Annotated in this window: 18 protein-coding genes and 1 riboswitch (1 of these 19 cut by a window edge); of the genes, 10 read left to right on the top strand and 8 right to left on the bottom strand. The window is 39.6% G+C overall.

What is annotated here, in order from left to right; translation table 11 throughout:
- The 3 genes from IGI67_RS06565 to IGI67_RS06555 form a co-directional block, all read right to left on the bottom strand.
- A protein-coding gene (locus IGI67_RS06565; protein WP_429958617.1) for a lactate/malate family dehydrogenase crosses the window boundary here: on the bottom strand, positions 1-901 show its 5' portion. 5 nt of this gene lie to the left of the window's left edge; 901 of the gene's 906 nt are visible here — the first part of the coding sequence; it begins with the start codon at positions 899-901; its stop codon lies beyond the left edge, outside the window.
- 85 nt (positions 902-986) lie between these two features.
- Positions 987-1,436: a class Ib ribonucleoside-diphosphate reductase assembly flavoprotein NrdI gene (nrdI, locus tag IGI67_RS06560; RefSeq protein ID WP_429957178.1), complete on the bottom strand. Its 450-nt coding sequence runs from the start codon at positions 1,434-1,436 to the stop codon at positions 987-989.
- A 476-nt stretch (positions 1,437-1,912) separates the two neighbouring features.
- Positions 1,913-3,064 (bottom strand): hydroxymethylglutaryl-CoA synthase, encoded by a 1,152-nt coding sequence (locus IGI67_RS06555; RefSeq protein WP_429957177.1) that lies wholly within the window; start codon positions 3,062-3,064, stop codon positions 1,913-1,915.
- Between the two features lie 231 nt (positions 3,065-3,295).
- Here IGI67_RS06555 and IGI67_RS06550 point away from each other — a divergent pair, with 231 nt between their 5' ends.
- The 3 genes from IGI67_RS06550 (at position 3,296) to mgtA (ending at position 9,612) form a co-directional block, all read left to right on the top strand.
- Positions 3,296-5,713 carry a hydroxymethylglutaryl-CoA reductase, degradative gene (locus IGI67_RS06550; RefSeq protein WP_429957176.1) on the top strand — a complete coding sequence of 806 codons (2,418 nt, stop codon included), beginning with the start codon at positions 3,296-3,298 and terminating at the stop codon, positions 5,711-5,713.
- Positions 5,714-5,984: 271 nt separating this feature from the next.
- A riboswitch (M-box (ykoK) riboswitch) is annotated at positions 5,985-6,154 on the top strand.
- A gap of 165 nt (positions 6,155-6,319) precedes the next feature.
- Positions 6,320-6,763 carry a GNAT family N-acetyltransferase gene (locus IGI67_RS06545; protein WP_207107120.1) on the top strand — a complete coding sequence of 148 codons (444 nt, stop codon included), beginning with the start codon at positions 6,320-6,322 and terminating at the stop codon, positions 6,761-6,763.
- 200 nt (positions 6,764-6,963) lie between these two features.
- Positions 6,964-9,612 (top strand): magnesium-translocating P-type ATPase, encoded by a 2,649-nt coding sequence (gene mgtA / locus IGI67_RS06540; RefSeq protein ID WP_429958616.1) that lies wholly within the window; start codon positions 6,964-6,966, stop codon positions 9,610-9,612.
- 40 nt (positions 9,613-9,652) lie between these two features.
- On the opposite strand, the gene IGI67_RS06535 is transcribed toward mgtA, so the two are convergent.
- Positions 9,653-10,549: a GNAT family N-acetyltransferase gene (locus tag IGI67_RS06535; protein ID WP_429957175.1), complete on the bottom strand. Its 897-nt coding sequence runs from the start codon at positions 10,547-10,549 to the stop codon at positions 9,653-9,655.
- Between the two features lie 316 nt (positions 10,550-10,865).
- Positions 10,866-11,936, bottom strand: coding sequence for an endonuclease/exonuclease/phosphatase family protein (locus tag IGI67_RS06530; protein WP_429957174.1), 1,071 nt, complete (start codon positions 11,934-11,936; stop codon positions 10,866-10,868).
- 243 nt (positions 11,937-12,179) lie between these two features.
- Between IGI67_RS06530 and IGI67_RS06525 the strand changes: the two genes are divergently transcribed.
- The 3 genes from IGI67_RS06525 to IGI67_RS06515 all read left to right on the top strand — a co-directional run bounded on the left by IGI67_RS06525 (position 12,180) and on the right by IGI67_RS06515 (position 15,352).
- On the top strand, positions 12,180-12,761 hold the full coding sequence (locus IGI67_RS06525; protein ID WP_207107117.1) for a GNAT family N-acetyltransferase: 582 nt from the start codon (positions 12,180-12,182) through the stop codon (positions 12,759-12,761).
- 262 nt (positions 12,762-13,023) lie between these two features.
- Positions 13,024-13,497, top strand: a complete 474-nt coding sequence (gene tnpA, locus IGI67_RS06520) for an IS200/IS605 family transposase (RefSeq protein WP_429956784.1) — start codon at positions 13,024-13,026, stop codon at positions 13,495-13,497.
- A gap of 202 nt (positions 13,498-13,699) precedes the next feature.
- Complete coding sequence (locus tag IGI67_RS06515; protein WP_429956783.1) at positions 13,700-15,352, top strand: IS1182 family transposase; 1,653 nt, start codon at positions 13,700-13,702, stop codon at positions 15,350-15,352.
- A gap of 28 nt (positions 15,353-15,380) precedes the next feature.
- Here IGI67_RS06515 and IGI67_RS06510 read toward each other — a convergent pair whose 3' ends face one another.
- Together IGI67_RS06510 and IGI67_RS06505 are read right to left on the bottom strand one after the other, a co-directional pair.
- Positions 15,381-15,902: an LURP-one-related/scramblase family protein gene (locus IGI67_RS06510; protein WP_207107116.1), complete on the bottom strand. Its 522-nt coding sequence runs from the start codon at positions 15,900-15,902 to the stop codon at positions 15,381-15,383.
- A gap of 25 nt (positions 15,903-15,927) precedes the next feature.
- Positions 15,928-16,791: a Cof-type HAD-IIB family hydrolase gene (locus IGI67_RS06505; RefSeq protein ID WP_207107115.1), complete on the bottom strand. Its 864-nt coding sequence runs from the start codon at positions 16,789-16,791 to the stop codon at positions 15,928-15,930.
- Positions 16,792-16,964: 173 nt separating this feature from the next.
- On the opposite strand from IGI67_RS06505, the gene IGI67_RS06500 reads away from it, so the two are divergent.
- The 4 genes from IGI67_RS06500 to IGI67_RS06485 all read left to right on the top strand — a co-directional run bounded on the left by IGI67_RS06500 (position 16,965) and on the right by IGI67_RS06485 (position 19,887).
- The gene (locus IGI67_RS06500) at positions 16,965-17,645 is read left to right on the top strand and encodes a uracil-DNA glycosylase (RefSeq protein WP_429957173.1); all 681 of its coding nucleotides are present in this window, start codon (positions 16,965-16,967) and stop codon (positions 17,643-17,645) included.
- 158 nt (positions 17,646-17,803) lie between these two features.
- Complete coding sequence (gene pta, locus IGI67_RS06495; protein WP_429957172.1) at positions 17,804-18,784, top strand: phosphate acetyltransferase; 981 nt, start codon at positions 17,804-17,806, stop codon at positions 18,782-18,784.
- Between the two features lie 118 nt (positions 18,785-18,902).
- Positions 18,903-19,373, top strand: a complete 471-nt coding sequence (tsaE, locus tag IGI67_RS06490; protein WP_207107112.1) for a tRNA (adenosine(37)-N6)-threonylcarbamoyltransferase complex ATPase subunit type 1 TsaE — start codon at positions 18,903-18,905, stop codon at positions 19,371-19,373.
- Positions 19,366-19,887, top strand: a complete 522-nt coding sequence (locus IGI67_RS06485; RefSeq protein WP_429957171.1) for a GNAT family N-acetyltransferase — start codon at positions 19,366-19,368, stop codon at positions 19,885-19,887. Before tsaE ends, IGI67_RS06485 begins: the two co-directional genes overlap by 8 nt.
- 23 nt (positions 19,888-19,910) lie before the next feature.
- On the opposite strand, the gene IGI67_RS06480 is transcribed toward IGI67_RS06485, so the two are convergent.
- On the bottom strand, positions 19,911-20,444 hold the full coding sequence (locus IGI67_RS06480; protein ID WP_429957170.1) for a 3'-5' exonuclease: 534 nt from the start codon (positions 20,442-20,444) through the stop codon (positions 19,911-19,913).
- Positions 20,445-20,457 lie beyond the last annotated feature (13 nt).

The following is a 20,457-nucleotide window of genomic DNA, read 5'->3' as shown; positions in this document are numbered from 1 at the left end:
TAGTTGCATGCATCGAATGTATCGTTTGGATAGTATGCTGCCATTTTTCCTGTTCTGCATCTGAAAGCGTGAGTGTAAATCTTCCAGTAATGCCTTGCTGTGAAACTTTGGCAGGAGAACCTGCGTAGCAGCCCTCAACAGAGTGGAAATGACTCACAGGTACGACAAGATGATTATTATTTAAAATGGCCTCAGCGATGCGTGCAGCTTGAATGGCGATACCGTAAGAAGTATACCCCTTGCCTCTAAATGTTACCCAGCCGCCATCGCGTGCAGCCGCATCTAAAGCGGTAAGATTTTCTTCTGATAAAGTTTCAGTGATAGGTACGCCCCCTATGCGAACGCTAGACCATGCAACAAATTGACTCTCACCGTGTTCACCAATTACATATCCATCTATAGCTGAAGGATGAACATTTAAGTTTCGGCTAACAGCATGTTTCATGCGGCCAGTATCTAACGATGTTCCTGTTCCAAAAACACGTTCACGTGGTATACCAGTTAACTCTTGCAAATATTGAGTAATTACATCACAAGGATTAGTAATATTCAAAATAATGCCATCAAAACCAGAGGCTTTGATTTTTGGGGCCCATTCTTCAACAATCGTTTTCGTTAAATTTAACTCAGCAAAACGATCGGGATTTCCTTCAAAAATAGAAATATCACCCGCAGAAAAAATAATCACATCCGTATCTTTTAGTTCTGCTAAATCAGCTCCGATTAAGCGGACTTGATGATTCTGTTCCATTTGCCCATCCATAAGATCGTTCAGTTCTGCTTTTAGGATATTTTCATTTGAATCAAAAAGTACTAGTTCATCCACAACATTCTTTGAAATTAAAGTGTATGCTGTTGTGCTTCCTACATGGCCTACACCAATAATCGCTACTTTTCTCACCTGCAACACGCCTCTCTCTAAAATTTCCTATTTTAAAAGAATGCCCTTAACATGAGAAAAAGTCAATAGAATAATTAGCAAATGATTAATTTGCTGCTTTCTCTTTTAAAATTTCATAGACGCGCTGACAGTCAGCTGCAGTACCTCTCAACTCATAATCTGCTAAGAAAGGGAAACCGAATGCTTCGCTATACTGTTTTGCTGTTAAGCAATATTGATAGTTGAAATTTTTATTACCGCTGCCTACAACACCTAAACACGTTTTATAATTTTCCTCATATTCTAAGTACTCACGCATGACTTCAGTCAAGATTTCTGTATCACCATTGTCCAGACCGTTACCACCTTCTAAATAAGTAGGGACGAAGGTAAAAAAAGGATCAGCTTCTACTTTAAAAGGGCTATTTTCTGAAATTTCTTTAGCTGTAATCAAAGGATTTTCTGAGTTTAATCTATGCTGCTCCTCTGCATAAGCCTCTAAACGTTTGACAAAGGCTTTCGTGTTTCCAGAAATTGATATATATAAAATATTCATGATTTAAGTCCTCCCAGTTTAATAATCGTTTTTTAACAATTCAATCTATCTTTAGAATTATAACACGAAAAGGGAAGGATTGAGAGAATGTAAACGGTTGCAAAAAATCTTGAAATGTGGTATAAATATAGGTGTAAGGGGTAGGTCCCTAAAGTTGTTTAATCGTACAACAGAAATGAACGGAGGTAGTGTTCATTTCAAAGAGAATGCCAAAAAGGCAGAAAGGAAGTAGGGATTTGAAGTCTCCTTACCAAGTAGTTCTAATCTAGCGGGGAAGAGAAATGTAGACAGTAGAACCATTTCTCCACTTAATGGTGAGGCTTAAACGGAATCCGATCATCAAGACGTTTAAGACCTAGAAAAGGGTGTAAATATTCCAGAAATCTGGAATGAAGCAAAAACACTTAGCCATTAGACCTGCTAGATTATTTTTTTTTGCCTAAAAAAGCCAGCTATTAAGCTGGCTTTTTCGATGTTTATTTATTGTAATAACGGATATCACCACTGATTTTATTGATTGCATACTTTGATTTGTCTGAAAAAGTATATGTTTCTCCATCAGTAGGGAGTTTGGTGTTAAACACTTTTTCGTATTCTTTAATTGTTAATTGTTTGCGTCCAGCAAGTAATGCCTGATCAGCTTCGACAGTCAAATACTTTTTATAATCCTCCATTAAGCTCATAGAGAAGAACTCACTGACGGCTCCGGAGCCGTAGCTGAATAAGCCAATGCGATCTCCGGCAGCTAAATTACCATTATCTAGTAGGGACATTAATCCAAGGTATAAAGAACCGGTATACAGATTGCCAACTTGTCGGCTATAAACAACAGCTTCATCATAACGAGCTTCCAGACGCTGCTGTTCGGTCTCTGGCATCTCTGGGAAGATTGCACGCAAAGCCTTGCGTCCCATTTTTGTATAAGGCAGATGGAATGTTAAAGCAGCATAATCAGTACTGTCAGTTTTATTAATTTTTTTATTTTGTTCCCAGATACGGGTGAATGAATCAATGTAGACTTGATTCGACATGTGACCATCGACTAATGGGTAGTCATGGCCAGCGGGACGCCAGAAATCGTAAACATCTTCTGAATAGAAAACACTGTCGTTGTTAAAAGACAATAGATGCGGGTCCTTCGTCACTAGCATAGCGACAGCGCCGCACCCTTGTGTTGGTTCCCCGCCAGTATTCAGACCATATTTTGCGATATCCGCCGTGATTACTAAGACTTTGCGGTCTGGATGTAACGTAACATAGTCATTGGCTTGTTGCAAAGCGGCTGTTCCGCCGTAGCACGCATGTTTTATTTCAAATGAACGAGCAAAAGGTTGAATATCTAACAGTCCATGAATAATTACTGAGGCAGATTTTGAGAAGTCGGTACTCGACTCGGTTCCGACGATTACCATGTCAATTTCCTTTTTGTCTTCATCTGTAAGAATTTTTGCAGCAGCACTTGCTCCTAAAGTAACGATGTCTTGTGTCTCAGGAATAATTGCCATCTGATCTTGTCCAAGACCAATGTGAAATTTGTTGGGGTCAGTCTCACGTGCATTAGCTAAGTCCGTCATATCAAGATAATAACTTGGTACGTGGAAACTGATTTTATCAATCCCTATCTTCATATTGCTCCTCCTATTTCTTATTGGTAAAATGACTTTTCATAGAAAAGATCTCACCACGTATATCCTTCCACTAAATTACTAAAGTAATAAGCAGAGCAGACATCCTTTTCTTCCAAAGGTAAATATATCACAGAAAGGTCATAATTAGTTAAGTTTGAATCTTAAGAAATTATAAAACTATCTGTGCTATACTTACCTCTGATTTTTAATGAAAGCATTGGAGGTGCACTCTTGGAAGAAGTAGTTATTTTAAGCGCTGTACGAACACCAATTGGCAGATATAAAGGCAAGTTAGCAACCGTTTCAGCAGTCGAGCTCGGTGCTATCGCTGTAAAAGAAGCGATCAAACGTGCAGAGCTTGCATCAGATCAAGTTGAACAAGTATTTATGGGAAATGTTTTACAGGCAGGAAATGGTCAAAATGTGGCACGTCAGTCAGCAGTAAAAGCTGGCGTTCCCTTTAATGTACCAGCAACAACTATCAATGAAGTCTGCGGTTCAGGAATGAAATCAATCATCTTTGCCATGCAGCAGATTTTATTAGGTGAGGCTCAGGTCGTTGTTGCAGGTGGAACAGAAAATATGTCTCAAGCACCAAAAGTCACTCATTTCGACTATGCTGCACAAGAATGGCAGGAGCCAAAATCAAGTATGATTTATGATGGCTTGACTGATGCTTTCAGCGGGAAGCATATGGGACTGACGGCAGAAAAAGTCGCTCAAGAATATCAAATTACTCGCGAGATGCAGGATCAATATGCCTATGACTCACAAATGAAAGCAGCAAAAGCTAGCAAAGAAGGTAAGTTTGAATCAGAGATTATACCTGTTGCTTTAAAAGATGGTAGTACTTTATGGGAAGATGAAGGCATTCGTTTTGACTCAACCCTAGAAAAAATCGGATCACTTAAACCAGCCTTTAAAGAAGATGGTGTGGTAACAGCGGCTAATGCTTCACCGCTAAATGATGGGGCAGCGGCGGTGGTTTTGGCAGCGAAATCGTATGCCATTGAAAATGGGTTAGACTATCTGGCTGTTATTAATGGCTATAGCGAAGTTGGGATTGACCCAAGTATTATGGGGATGGCTCCTGTGTCAGCTATTAATAAATTATTAAATAAGGTAAATAGAACAATCGATGAGGTCGATGTTTTTCAGATCAATGAAGCTTTTGCAGCGGCGTCTGTAGCTGTTCAAAAGGAATTGAAGCTGCCAGATGAAAAGGTCAATACTTATGGCGGTGCAATCGCATTGGGACACCCTATTGGCGCCAGCGGAACTCGTATAGTAGCAACGCTTATTTCGGAGCTGTTCCAAGAAGATAAGCAGCGAGGAGTCGCAAGTCTTTGTATCGGAGGCGGATTGGGACTAGCCTTGATGATAACGAAAGCGGAGGATCAAGAGACCGCAAAAAAAAAGTTCTATCAAATGACCCAAGCTGAACGTCTAGCTAAGCTGGTCAAAGAAAAAAAACTGTCAGCTAAAGAAGCGGCTCAATTGCAAACCGAGACTGTATTATCGGAAAAAATTGCGGATAATTTGATTGAAAATCAAATTAGTGAGTGTGCAATTCCTCTTGGCGTGGCACAGAATTTCATTATTAACGGAAAAGAAAAGACTATTCCAATGGTTACAGAAGAGCCTTCAGTAATTGCCGCCGCTAGTAATGCAGCAAAAATTATCGCGAAGTCTGGTGGAATACACACACATGTGATCAATCAAAATATGATAGGTCAAATCGTTTTGAGAAATGTCACAGATTTTGAAGTAGTAAAAAAGGTTCTTATTGAACATGAGCAGGCTCTTTTTACCGCGGCTGAGAAAAGCTATCCTTCGATCTATCAGCGGGGTGGCGGAATGCAGTCACTCGACATTCGTACTTTCGAAGAGGGCTATCTTTCTATCGATTTAGAAGTAGACACTAAAGATGCGATGGGTGCCAATATCTTGAATACGATGTTGGAAGCTGTTGCACAAGAAGTAAAAGAATTAATTCCAGATGCGGATATTTTATTTAGTATCTTAAGTAACTATGCGACACAATCTTTGGTTGAGGCAAGCTGTGAGCTCTCTGTCGAGGAACTCTCGCAAGAACTGGCTGAAAAAATCGTAGCGGCTAGTGATTACAGTAAGATTGATCCTTATCGGGCAGCTACTCATAATAAAGGGATTATGAATGGAATTGATGCGGTTGTTTTAGCGACAGGAAATGACACGCGTGCGGTAGCAGCTGCTTGTCATGCTTATGCTGCTCGAAATGGACGGTATGAAGGTATGACACAGTGGAGCATCCAAGGAGAGAAACTCATTGGAAAGCTGACTTTGCCAATGAAAGTCGGCATTGTTGGAGGCGCAACAAAAGTCTTACCAAAGGCACAGCTAAGCGTGAAGTTATTAGAGGTCTCATCAGCGGCTGAATTGGCTGAAATTATCGTAGCTGTTGGGTTAGCGCAAAATTTTGCTGCAGTTCGTGCTTTAGTGACAGATGGGATTCAAAAAGGTCACATGGCGATGCAAAGTCGGTCATTGGCAATTACAGCAGGTGCGACCACTAGTGAAATCCCACAGGTTTCTAGACAATTAAGAAATGCTGAACGGATGAACCTTGCAACAGCCGAAGAAATCATCAAAAAGATTCGACTTGGTTAATAAAAAAGACAAATTACGAGTAAGTAGGGTCGCGGTCGCCGCGGCTCTACTTTTTCTATTTCTTCATAAAAAAAGAAGTGTTATTGTATATTTTTCTATTTATTTCAATAAAAAATTTCAAAATTCGATAATTATTTTTTATAATGAAAAAGACTGATATACCAAGGTCTATTTAGGTGTGTTTTTAATGATTGATAAACAAACGGGAAGGATACTAAAAAAAACTGTTTGACAGAAGCTTGATAACTTGTTATATTGTGTTCGAAAATAAAATATGATTTGTTAGGTGAGGCTCCTATACAAACATAGGCTACTGCCCAAAAATGTCGAGAGACGCCAATGGGTAGAACAGGAACTGTCGAATACAAGGCTTTTCTTAAGGTAGCTAAGATGTTTGTCTTTACGTTGTATAGTGCCAAAACTCAACGATTAGATCGACTATATGACTTTGTCTCTTTAGGATGAATTTTTGGTAAGGCTTTTCGCTGAGTTTTTGAGCGAAAAGTCTTTTTTTTGCGTAACGATCATTGCTATTTTCAAAACATAAAAAAGGGAGGAGTTTATTATGGTAAAACAGTGTTCACCTTAACCAAGTGGAACAGCTCATTGTATTGTGAGGCGTTAACCTTAAGAAATAAGGAGTTGAAGGCAAGTTCTGGAAAGGCATTTTTATTGAAGGCACCGCAAGAAGAGAGAAAGGATATTCATTTGATTATTAAGCAGGAGGCTCATGTAGTAGGAACCTTATTGTTGCATCCGATATCTGCAAAATGTGTGCAGATCAAACAAGTAGCAATAGATTCTCGTTATCAAGGAGCAGGATTAGGTAAGAATTTACTTATTTACGCAGAACAGGTCGCAAGAAATTTTGGTTTTTGTTTTGTATTTCTTACAGGAAGACAGCAGGCCTGGAGATTTTATGAAAAGCTGCACTATCGGTCAATATCAGATGACTATCAGGAAGGTCAATTAATCATGCGTATTTACAAAAAAGATATCCGATCACCACTAGAGAAAATTAAAGAAAGGGAGATGAGAACAAATGGATGACAGTAGTTCAATAATCACGGGTTTATGTCAGAAAAAAAGAAGCAAGAAGATACTATTATCTATTTGTTTTTAACGCCCAATTTTCTTCATAAACCCGTTTAATAAGGGAGAAAGCCATGAATACAATAAAAGATATCATTCTATACCTATTTATTGGAATAGGATTATGGCAGATTTTTTTCGGGAAGAAGGAGAAGAACATGAAGCAAACGAAAGTAACAAAGACAAATTACAATCTATTTGCTAAACAGACAGCAAACGGTATTTATGAAACCTTTAAAACATCAGCGCTTGGACTAACAACGGAGCAAGTCGCAGAAGCTAAAGAAACATTTGGAGAGAACAAAATACCATACAAAAAATCCACGCCTTTTTTTGTAGAAGCTTTAAAAGCATTTATCACACCATTTACTTTGGTGCTAATAGGATTAGGAATCATTTCTTTTATCACAGAAGGAATCTTGCCCGAGCCAGGGGAAAAAGACTTCTTCGGCAGCGGGATAATATTAGTCATGGTATTCGTCAGCGGTACAATGACATTGGTTCAGTCAGTACGTTCAAACAAAGCGGCTGAAAAATTAAAATCACTCGTAAAGGTAACGGCAACGGTACGCAGAGATAATCAGTATAAGGAAATCCCTATGGAAGAAATTGTTTGTGGAGATGTCGTTAAACTTTCTGCTGGAGATATGATTCCAGCTGATATTCGTTTGATTTCTGCAAAAGATCTATTTATTTCACAGTCAGCCCTGACAGGCGAGAGCTATCCAGTTGAGAAAAGTGCTGACAAGTTGAATGGAAAGAAAGAATCTGAGACAAGTTATGATAATTTAGTGTTTATGGGAAGCAATGTAATCAGCGGTAGTGCTGAAGGGGTCGTAGTTGCCGTTGGGGGGAATACCTTGTTTGGTGATGTTGCGAAATCTTTATCTGATACTCCGGTTCAAACAAGCTTTGAATTAGGGATTCGCAAAACATCGTTTTTATTTATCAAATTTATGGCATTGATGGCACCGACTGTTATCGTGATCAACGGATTTACCAAAGGAGATTGGATGGAGGCTTTCCTATTCGGTTTATCTGTCGCTGTGGGATTAACGCCGGAAATGCTGCCGATGATCGTTACGACGAATCTCGTCAAGGGTGCTACCGGAATGGCTAAAAATGGCACCATTATAAAAAATCTAAATGCGATCCAAAATTTTGGGGCGATTGACGTATTATGTACCGATAAAACAGGGACATTAACACAAGACAAGATCATTTTGGAATATCATTTGGATTGCGAGGGAGAAGAAGACCATCGAGTGCTGAAACATGCATACCTTAACAGTTATTATCAAACAGGACTGAAAAATCTTATTGATGTGGCTATTATTGAATCAACAGAACAGGAATTAGATACGAGTAATATTCGCTACAAAAAAGTAGATGAAATTCCGTTTGACTTTCAACGTCGCAGAATGAGTGTTGTTGTCGAAGATCATTATGGTAAGACACAAATGATTACCAAGGGTGCGATCGAAGAGATGCTTGAAATTTCCTCCTTCGTTGATTTTAAAGGTGAGGTTACGGAACTAACCAACGAAGTAAGACAACAGGTTTTAAGAAAAGTTCATGAGCTGAATGAGGATGGTTTGCGTGTGATCGGTGTTGCTCAAAAAACAAATCCAAGTGTGGTCGGTGAATTTTCAATTGCGGACGAATCTGAAATGGTGTTAATTGGTTATCTTGCATTTTTAGATCCGCCAAAAGAAACAACGAAACAGGCGTTGAAAGCGTTGAAGGCGAATGGTGTGGGAGTAAAAGTCTTAACAGGTGATAATGCATTAGTGACGAAATCTGTTTGTAAGCAAGTAGGTCTGGGAGCAGAAGCAATCGTTCATGGAGAAGATTTGATCCATTTAACGGATGAAGAATTAATGACCATCGCAGAAAAGTATAATATTTTTGTGAAATTGAATCCGCAGCAAAAACAAAAAATCACGAGCTTGCTTAGAGAAAATGGGCACACTGTAGGTTTCCTCGGAGATGGGATTAATGATGCTCCGGCGATGAAGGCTGCTGATGTGGGAATATCGGTCGATACAGCAGTTGATATCGCTAAAGAGTCAGCGGATGTGATTCTATTAGAGAAGGATCTGATGATTTTGGAGCAGGGGATTCTTTCTGGGAGAGAGACTTTTGGCAACATTATGAAATACATTAAGGCAACTGCGAGTTCGAATTTTGGCAATATGTTTTCAGTGTTAGTTGCTAGTTCGTTCTTACCATTTTTACCAATGCTGCCATTGCAAATTCTGTTTTTAAATCTGATTTATGATATTTCGTGTATTTCAATTCCGTGGGATCGAATGGATAAAGAATATTTAGAAAAACCAAAAAAATGGACGGCCTCTAGTATTGGCAAATTTATGATTTGGCTAGGTCCAACAAGTTCCGTTTTTGATATTACCACTTATCTGTTGATGTACTTCATCATTTGTCCAGCCGTAGTTGGTGGAGATTATCATTCTTTATCTGCTTCACAGCAAGCCGCCTTTATTGCTATTTTCCACGCTGGTTGGTTTGTTGAGTCGCTTTGGTCACAAACACTGGTTTTGCATGCATTGAGAACACCGCAAATTCCATTTATCCAAAGCAGAGGGTCCTTCATCATGACGGTGATCACAACTCTAGGAATTGTCATCGGAACCCTCTTACCATTTACAAGATTTGGGCAAAACTTAGGGTTAGGAATTTTACCAAATCAATATTGGTTATGGCTGGTTGTTACGATTTTTGCTTATCTACTATTGGTAACGTTAGTGAAGAAAATGTATATTCAACGCTATCAAGAATTGCTGTAATGTAGCAGTAAACGCCCCTGAAAAGTCAGGGGCGTTTGTGCTATTCTTCAGTGTCGGCTCGTAAATAAACCATATCTATTAGCTGAACACCTTGATCAATAATCGGTTCATGGTAATTATCGATGAAGAAGTTTTTAATACGATGAGATTCCCGAAAACCGCAGTTTTTATAGAAGTTCAATATACTGGGAACATCACCGGTCCCCACATACATTGTTTGATAGCGCCCTAAAAACTCTTTGAACAGAAACTGGATTAGCGCCTTGCCGTAGCCCTGGCCTTGTTGGTCTGGCATAGTCGCAATATTTTTTAATTCACATTCTGTATCATTTAGTTCAGTCACGACGGCTTCACATTTTAGGTCAACGTCGTATAGTACAAACATTCGTCCATTGTCAAGGTAACGATTAATCATGTCTTCTTGCTCATCAGCTAAGAGAAGCAGGTCTAAAAATTCTTTTTTGTTTGAAATGATTTCTTCAAATCGCATTGACTGACTCCTCAATTTTAAATGGAGAATCGGAAAAGCATTTCCTTGATCATCTAGCTCAGATCGGTCCATTACTTGGAAGCCCATGTGTTGATAAAAGCCGAATCCTTGTTCATTTTGTTCGTTTACATCTACATATTTTATATTCAATAGATCAATTGCATACTGAAGCAATTTTTTTCCTATCCCTTGTCCTCGATTCTTGGCATCGACAAAGAGCATCTCAACTTTTTCATTTTTGACGCCAATAAAGCCCACAAGCTGCTGCTCATAATAACCGTAAAGCTGATCAATCATTAATAGCCCTTTTTTTACTTCAGGTTTTAGTGCTTCAATATCTTCTGTCGTTAAAAAGGTATGAGTCGCAGCTACTGAAGATTCCCAAATCGCCAGCAGAGCGTCAAGGTCACGTTTATTTTTTTGATTTATTTGCCTAATCGTCAACATAATATTTTCCTCCAATTTTATCCTACACAGAAATGTTTTTAGCCACAGCAAATAAAGAGCCAACTATTTTGCTCTTAAAGCCAGGCGATGAAACAAATTCTTATGATTACTTCAAACAATGTTTCATCTATAGCAGTTTTCTTGTTTGAAGTTTAGCAATCGTGCGTATATTGAAGACAAAATTCCACATTGATAACCGTCCTTTTTCAATTAGTTCATTCATTTTAACAAGAGGACATAGGAAATGCAATTTGTCATTAGTTAGCAGCACAAAAAGAAAGACAGGAGCCTTCAAATCAAAAGCTCTTGCCTTCTATTATTTCTTCAAAGTGAAATCCAAATATACAGGATTATGATCGGAGTATTTAAACTGCATATCTTTTACATGGATGTCCTTGACAGTGATATTATCTGAAACAAGAAATCCATCAATCAAGGTCGTATACGTTTGCCCCTTTTTATAGGGTTCATTCAATGCGCGTGCCGATGGGATTTTCTCTTCTGCAAGCTTGCCGTTTGGTAATTGGAAGCCAGCTGGCAGCTGCTCTTTGGGAAACGGGTGAGTCCAAGTTTCCCGTTTCTTACTTGTGTCAAAGACTTCAGGACTATTTCCTAGAACATCATGATTGTAATCTCCTGCGACCAGTACATAATTCCCTCTTTTGTATTCACTTTCCATCACATCAAAAATCTTTTTCAGCTGTGCTGCTTGAATCGAGCGGTCTTTGGTGAAAGCTGATAGATGTGTATTGATCGCAATCAGTTCCCGATTTCCTTTAACGGGAATACGGCTGACTGTAAAGGCGCGATCCAAATCAAAGAATTTATTGAAATTCGTTTCAATCGGTAAAGAATAGCGCTTGCTGCTGCTAATCTTTGCTTGGCTCATGGTTACAAGCCCGGATTTTGCTTGGCCGATTGGATCGGTGAAAGGATAGAACAGGTAGGAAGAATCATAATTTTGTCCATAGAGACTATTATAGGCTGGTAAATGTTTCTTCAACCATGCGACTTCATCAACATGCTGTGAACGATCGCCGTCTTGATCCACTTCTTGATAAAAAGCCAAAGTAGGTTCAAGCTCTTTTGTAGTCTGAACAATTCCTTGCATGTTTTCTTTGACTGTTTCTTTATCATACGCTCGGGAATACTTTCCGCCATCCATAAAAAAGCTGTAGCTTGGCGGGTAGGCACCGTAACCAACATTGTGGCTCATTGCACGATAGGTCTTATTTGTTTCAAGTGCTTGGGTATGCTGATTGTCAGGCTTCAGCGTTGTATTGTCTGGCAGCCGATCATAACTGGCGAATAAGTAAATCAAGTAGCCGCCAAGGATAACAATAATGGCTATGATAGCACCTAATAGAATTTTTAATCCTTTTTTCATTGATAGTCCTCCTAAGTAGTAATGAAGAATCGGCTGATAAACGTGCTCTCAGATATTTTGATTCTCATTCCAATGCTCATTCGATAAATTTTGGATAGATTTAAAGGTACGCTCGAAAATAATCATCCAAGGCTATCATAGCAAACTTTTTAATGAAGACAAAGTATCCTCACTTTCGAAAAAAACTTCCTCATGTTACACTGAAAAGGGAATTTCTAACGTTATTAAAAGAGAGGTTTTAAAATGATTCGATTTGCAAAAAAAGAAGATGGAACTGCTGTGGCAAAGCTGATATTGGTTATTTTAAAGGATATGGAGCTGGATTTTTTAAAGGAATTTGGGGAAGAGAAGGCATTGGAAGTAATTGCTGCCTGCTTTGAAGATCCCACGTATCGATTCGGCTATGCTCGTGGTCTCGTTGAAGAGATTGATGGAGAAATTGCTGGAGCGGTTTTCGGCTACCCTGCAGCTAAGGAAGCAATCATTGATTTACCGCTTCAAAAATATTTGCATGCTCAAGGGATAGAAGGAAATATTCAAATGTTTATTGATCCTGAGGCATTTCCCAATGAATGGTATCTGGATTCAATCGCAGTTGATGAACGATTCCGAGGAAAAGGGATTGGTTCAAAATTATTGACCGCAGTCGACCGCCTAGCCACTCACGAAGGTGAAAAAGTCATCGGTTTAAATGTTGATAAAGCAAATCCCAACGCGAAACGATTGTATCTGCGTGATGGGTTTAAAGATGTCGGCGAGATAGTTATCAGTGGGCATCAATATGATCATATGCAGCGAGCGGTGAAGGATTTTGATCGAAGCTGATAGTCAATAAAGAAGGAATTTAGACTAATTGCTTTAAGAGCTGATAAAAAGGGGCTGGGACATAAATCCAGCTCCATAAAAATAGGCATCAGAGAAAATCGATGATTTTCTCTGATGCCTATTTATTTGTATGTTTTGAAAACCATAGGCTATGCCTATGGTTCCAGAGAGCTTCCAGCGTGGTATTAAAAAAGCCTCCCAAAATTGATAAACTGATGATGGTTTCCCGACCGCATCACAATCAAATTTAGGAGGTATCCTTATGATGAAGGATAAAGAAAGTTTAGCACACTCAAAATGGAGATGTAAGTATCATATTGTATTTGCACCAAAATATCGTAGACAAATCATTTATGGGAAATATAGAGAAAGTATCGGAGCAATCATCCGTAAGCTTTGCGAAAGAAAAGGGGTAGAAATTCATGAAGCAAATGCTTGTAAGGATCACGTTCATCTTCTTGTCAGCATTCCACCAAAGCTAAGTGTGGCTCAATTTATGGGATATTTAAAAGGAAAAAGCAGCTTAATGATATTCGATCGACATGCGGAGTTGAAATATCGATATGGGAATCGTAAATTTTGGTGTCGCGGATACTATGTGGATACGGTTGGTCGAAATAAGGAACAGATAGCAGAATACATTCGTAAACAACTCAAAGAAGATCATGTAGCGGACCAGTTAACGTTGTTTGAAGAAGTAGATCCATTTACAGGAGAAAAAAACAAGAAGAAATAAAGAGAGATTCTTTTAGAATCAGCGAGTAGATGTGGTGCGGGAGGAAGCCTTCAGATGGCCTTTCAGGCCAAGGCCGGTAATAGAGGCTTTCAGCCGAAGAGCAAACCACCCGTTTCACGGGTGGTTTTGATTTTCCCTACAAAGAAAGAGAACTCTCTGATAAACTTAAAGCGTCGAAACAAAAAGTCTGGAGGGTTCTCTTATGTTTAAAAATTATAACACAAATCAGGTCGTTTTACCGCTAGATTTTACACTTGTCATTCCGGAAAATGATATTGCTAGACTCATCGATTCTTTTATTGAGAGCATCCCAGATTCAGAATTTGAGGCTTTCAAACACGATCGCGGGGCGAGCTCTTTTCACCCGCGCATGATGTTGAAGATAATTTTGTGTGCCTATACGCAATCCGTCACCTCTGGTCGTAAGATTGATGAGTTGATGAAAGATAGTATTCGAATGATGTGGCTCGCACAAGGGCACGAACCTAGTTATCGCACAATCAATCGGTTCAGAGTCGATCCCCGAGTGTTGCCCCTGATTCAGACTTGTTTTGTTCAACTGCGTTCGCACTTGGTAGAAACGAATCAAATAACCGAAGAAGCTATTTTTATTGATGGCACAAAAATTGAAGCTGCGGCCAATAAATACACCTTTGTTTGGAAAACTGCCCTAGAGAAAAACCACAAAAATTTAGAAAAAAAATCCTTAGAAGCTTATCAAACGCTCGTCGAACAGGAAATCATCCCAGCACTTGAACGGGAATCTGATGGTGAATTGTCAAAAGAGGAAATTCATGCGCTCGCTACTCGTTTGACTGAAACAGTCGAGCAATACGACGAAGCAATTGAACAAGAACCTATCGGTTCTGTTCGTAAGTCGCTTCGCTCCAAACGCAAACTGCCAAAGGCTCAGCTCAAACATTTCCGCTCCCATCAAGAGCGTGTTCAAAAATATGAGCACCAGTATCGTATTTTAGGTGACCGCAAAAGCTATTCCAAGACAGATACAGATGCGACATTCATGCGAATGAAAGAGGACCACATGCGTAATGGGCAATTGAAAGCTGGCTATAACCTTCAAATCGCTACGAACAATCAATATGTACTAGGGTATGATCTTTTTGCGAACCCTACAGATACTCGAACCCTTCAACCCTTTTTAGAAACGTTGCAGGTGCAATTTCTGCCTTTACCACCTTACATTGTAGCGGATGCAGGCTATGGTTCAGAAAGTAATTATCGCTTCTTTGAGGATGAACTTCCTCAACAGACGCCGTTGATTCCTTATAGCACAATGATCAAGGAACAGAGTAAGAAGTGGCGAACCGACGAAAAGAAAGTCATGAACTGGGACTATTTTGAAACGGATGATTACTACATTGATCCTAAAGGTGTTCGCTTCAACTTCAACACTTATCGTACAGAAATAGACGACTACGGATTTGAACGAGATTTCAAAGAATATGTGGCCGAAACAAAGGATGCGAATCAGAAGAACCTACCCGAGGCATTCACACCAGGCGGCTATCGAAGAAAAATCAAAGTCAATCCGTCATTAGAATATTTCAAAGCGCAACAACGAGACTTGCTTTCAGCACCAGAAACCAGTGCAATCTATGCCCAACGTAAGATTGACGTGGAATCAACTTTTGGTCATCTGAAGGCTTGTTTGAATTGGACGCGATTTTCCGTTCGAGGAAAAGACAAAGTAAAAAATGAAGTAGGGATCGCCTTAATGGCAGTCAATATGAAGAAATTGATGCTTAATAGGCAACATGAGAACAATACGGGGAAATCAAATCATAAAAAAACAGGGATCAAAATCGCTTTTTCGATTTTGATCCCTGTTTTTTAGTTGAGCTTAGGCTTTATGTCCCAGCCTCTTAATTTTGAGAAAAAATAACTTCGAAAACTGTTTCAGACTCTTTATGCTTACTACGATTATAAAGCCAATAATCCATGATCGCTGCTACGCAGATACAGACCGGGGCATCCGCTGGATTTGTGACATCTAAAACATAATAGTCACCCGTAAGCAAAGTGGCTTTATCCATCGTCATGATCGACTGGTTGAAGTGGTTGATTTTGTATTTGTGATTATAAATATCTCCATAAACTGCCCAATGGAGCTGTTGGATATAATAAAAATCGCCCGGCCAATGAAAAATTTTGTGAAGCACACCGACTTTTGTGTGGTCACAGTAAATTTCAAATTTACGGCCAAAAATGACGCTGGCTTGTTTGATATAGGCTACGATTTGGCCGTCCATCGCATAGAGGGACAGCACATTTCCTTTACGCCCCCAATGTCCAACCATTAAATACAAAGGAATCCCTTTGTTGTCTTTGACGATCGTTCGTGTCGTGGAGCTTAATTGTTTTTCTTGAATAAAAAATTCGGTCATGTTGATTCACACCTTCTATTTTTTATTATTCAGAAAGGATTCGATCGATTGCTGTTGCTACTCCGTTTTCTTCATTAGTATCCGTTACGTTATTAGCAATTTTTTTAATGGCAGGTGCTGCATTGCCCATCGCAAAGCTTGTACCTGCATAAGTCAACATACTGACATCGTTAAAGTTATCGCCGAGAGCCATCACTTGATCCGCAGTAAAACCGCGCTCTTCAGCAAATTGCTTTAAAGCGATCCCTTTTTGGGCATTGACATGATTGATTTCAATGTTGGTCAACTCTGAAGCGGCAATCGCCAGGTCGCCCATTTTCTCTAGCTGGCTTGTTACTTCTTTTAGCTGTTCAGGCCCATTTTTGTCGAAAGCAATGATTTTTAATACGTCTTCTTTTTTATCGATCAACGTCTGACGCATGTCTTTCACAAAAGTAATGGGAGTTAACGATAGATGGCGGGAAGAAGCCGCAATCGCCATCTTTTTTGAAATACCTGGAACTTTACCTAAAAGATGTTCAGAGAAAAACTCAATCCGCATTGGTTGATTTGAAGAGTAGACATGCTCAGCAGTAAAAATCTCATAATAAAGTCCAGCCTTTTCAAGAGCATCCATGACTTCAAACGTTTTTTCTGTGCCAATGGGGATGGTAAAAATAGTTTCTCGCTCAGCATTTACCACATGAGCGCCGTTTAATAAAATCATCGGTACGTGAATGTTCGCTTCATCTAATGAGATTTTAGCGTGACTCATTCCGCGTCCAGTAGCGGTAATAAATTCAATTCCTTGTGCTTGAGCTTTCTGAATGGCTTCGATATTTGCTGTCGGGACTTGCATTTCGTCGTTCAACAGTGTACCGTCCATATCAGAGGCAATGAGTTTTATCAAAATTATTCACCTAGCTTTCCTATCATACAACGATAGTGTACCATAATCCCAGAGAGGATAACCATGTCGAGATTATTCTTTAAAAAGAATTAGTTGAATAGGTAAGAATACGGAGAAGCTAGTGGATTATCTATTCTCATTTTAAATCATTATGAAATCAGGAGTGAGTGTAAGTGAAAGAAATCATCCATAACGATTGGCAAAATGTTTTAGCAGATCAATTTCAAGCCCCCTATTATTTGAAATTGCGAGAATTTTTGAAACAGGAGTACCGTACACAAAAAATTCATCCAGATATGTATCATATTTTTGAAGCATTGGAATTAACGCCTTATGACAAGGTAAAAGTCGTAATCTTAGGACAAGACCCTTATCATGGAGTAAATCAGGCTCATGGGCTTTCTTTTTCTGTACAGCCGGGGGTAAAAATTCCGCCTTCATTACGCAATATCTATCAGGAGATGCAAAGTGATTTAGGTGTTTCTCCGGTTCGGCATGGGAATCTTGTGAGCTGGGCAAAGCAAGGCGTATTACTACTTAATACGGTATTAACGGTACGAGAAGGTCAAGCCTATTCACATCGCGGACAGGGATGGGAGCAATTGACTGATGCGGTGATTCAACGATTGAATGAACGGGAAAAACCGATTGTCTTCATTTTATGGGGAAAGTCGGCTCAAGAGAAAATCAAGATGATCGACACGAATAAGCATGCCATTATAAAATCGGTCCATCCATCTCCGTTATCGGCTCATCGCGGGTTCTTCGGATCGAAGCCGTTCTCAAAAACAAATCAGTTATTGATGGAATGGGGCGAAGCACCGATTGATTGGCAGCTTCCTGAAACAGTGTAGTATGACAACGGTTTCTGTTATAGAGACAGTTTGTGAAAATGCTCTTAATTCACATTTACTAGATTTTAATTAGTAGTACAGAGGGTTTATTCTGTCCTTTTCTTTTCATGTGAAGTATTGTATGATAAGTAAGAAATAAATATCTGGAGGGTTTTATCGTGGAACTATTTGATAGTTTAAAATTTAAGATTATTCGCCGCAACATTCAGGTTGCATTCCCCGAAGCAACTGACGCACGTATTTTAGGTGCTGCTTCACGTCTAAAAGCAGAAGAGTTAATTGAACCAATCTTGATTGGTAATATGGCTGAAATTGAAAAAGCTGCGAGCGCTCGTGGAATCGCTTTAAGCAACTTCACGATTATTGATTCTGATCATTTTGATCGTTGGGATGAAATGGTAGAAGCTTTTGTTGAACGCCGTAAAGGAAAAGTCAGCAAGGAAGATGCTGAAAAAATTCTTAAAGATGAAAATTACTTTGGTACAATGTTGACTTATATGGGGATCACAGATGGAATGGTTTCTGGAGCGATTCATTCAACTGGTGATACCGTCCGCCCTGCTTTACAAATCATCAAAACAAAACCAGGTGTCAGCCGTACAAGCGGCGCATTCTTGATGGTTCGCGGACGCGACCAAGAAAAATATCTGTTCTCAGATTGTGCAATCAATGTAAATCCAAATGCACAAGAATTAGCTGAGATTGCTGTAGAATCAGCGAAAACTGCGGAACTATTCGATATCGAGCCAAAGGTTGCAATGATGAGCTTCTCAACTAAGGGTTCTGCTAAAGCACCTGAAGTAGAGAAAGTTGCCGAAGCAACAAAGATTGCACAAGAATTGGCACCTGATTATTTGATCGATGGTGAATTGCAATTCGATGCTGCTTACATTCCAGGTGTCGCACAATTAAAAGCGCCTGATTCAAAAGTAGCAGGACAAGCAACGGTTTTTGTTTTCCCAGAACTACAATCAGGAAACATCGGCTATAAGATTGCACAACGCTTTGGCGGATTTGAAGCAATTGGACCAATCCTGCAAGGACTGAACAAGCCGGTTTCTGATCTTTCACGCGGATGTAATGAAGAAGATGTTTACAAGCTGTCAATCATCACAGCAGCACAATCATTAATGAACTAAGAATATAAGTAAGATTATGAAAGTATGCGATACTAGTTTTTGTATCGTATACTTTTTTTCTTTTCTCTCAGAGCTTAAATCGTTATACTATGTTGGTATAGAAAAGAGGGGAAGCAGCGTGATAACGTTAGTAGATACAACAGCAACAGAAAAGCTTGGGAAAATGATTGGCAACTCAGCGGAACCTAGTGATAACTTGGTGTTGACGGGAGATCTCGGTGCAGGGAAAACAACTTTGACCAAGGGAATCGCATTAGGCTTAGGGATTGACCAAATGATCAAAAGTCCCACCTATACGATTATTCGTGAATATCAACAAGGGCGCTTGCCGCTTTATCATATGGATGTTTACCGAATCGAATCTGGAGCAGATGATTTAGGATTGGACGATTATTTTGAAGGTGACGGACTCTCAGTGATCGAGTGGGGACAGCAGCTGGGAGAATTTATGCCAGAAGACTATTTAGAACTGGTTCTATCAAAAGATGATCAGGATGAAAATCTGCGGCGAGTAGAATTAATTGCGAGCGGAAAACAAGCTGAGGACTTCAAGGCGCGGATTATGAAAGCGTGGGAAGCAAATGAGTGAAGTTGAGATCACTTTACGAGAAGCAATCCCAGAGGATGCTGAAAAGCTGCTACAGGTTAGTCGGAAAATAGCTGAAGAAACTGATTTTTTGATTATGGATGAAGCTGGTTTAGGATTGAATGAGGAAATGTTAGGTTTGCAATTGGCAGACTTATACGAAAGTGAGAACAATCTTTTATTATTAGCCTTTATGGATGAGGAAATTGTCGGTATGACATCGGTCAAGTCCGCTTCGGAATTTACTGTAGCGCATATTGGAGAGCTGGGTATCAGTGTGTTAAAAGAATTTTGGGGAATTGGGTTGGGTACCGCGCTGTTGGATGAGGTGCTCTATTGGAGTGAAAATAGTTCTCCTTTACGTCGAGTGGAATTAACTGTTCAGAAAAGAAATCAACGAGCGATCCATTTGTACCAAAAATTTGGATTTATCATAGAAGCAGTAATGGAGCGAGGAGCGCGCGATGCTCAGGGCGAATTTTTAGATGTTTTGCTGATGAGTAAACTGATTCATTAAAAAAGCGAAGCATAGCGCTTCGCTTACATGGGCAATACTAATTTTTTTAGTGGATCAACACCGAAATGATCTTCTTGATAAAGCAGAATTTTGGCACAGGCTCGACTATCTTCTAAAGCATCGTGATGGTGTTCTAGAGGAATCGCCAGCTCTTCACAAACAGTGTTGAGCCGATGATTCGGCATTTCTGGAAACAGCCGCCGACTGGTTCGGACTGTACAGAGTGATAGATAGGATGGCTGTGCCAAATGATAGTAGTCGAGACAGCCAGCTAAAACTTTTGTATCAAAGCCGGCATTGTGGGCTACAATCAAACGGTTTTCCTGATAGTAATGCTGGATTTCTTGCCAAACGTCAGGGAACTTCGGTGCGTTTTCAACATCTTCCGGATGAATCCCATGGATCTGAATATTTTTCCAGAAAAATTCGGTCTCTGGCTTGATCAACGAATAATATTCGCCGACGATTTGGCTATTTTTTACCATTACGAGTGCTAGCGAACAAGCACTATGAGCTTGATAGTTAGCTGTTTCAAAGTCCATTGCGATAAAATTCAACAGGTTCACCTCT

The organism is Enterococcus sp. AZ196 (assembly GCF_050498845.1).
Lineage (GTDB): Bacteria > Bacillota > Bacilli > Lactobacillales > Enterococcaceae > Enterococcus_A > Enterococcus_A murrayae.
The sequence above is the reverse complement of the archived record's forward strand: the minus strand, read 5'-3'. Positions and strand labels throughout refer to the sequence as shown.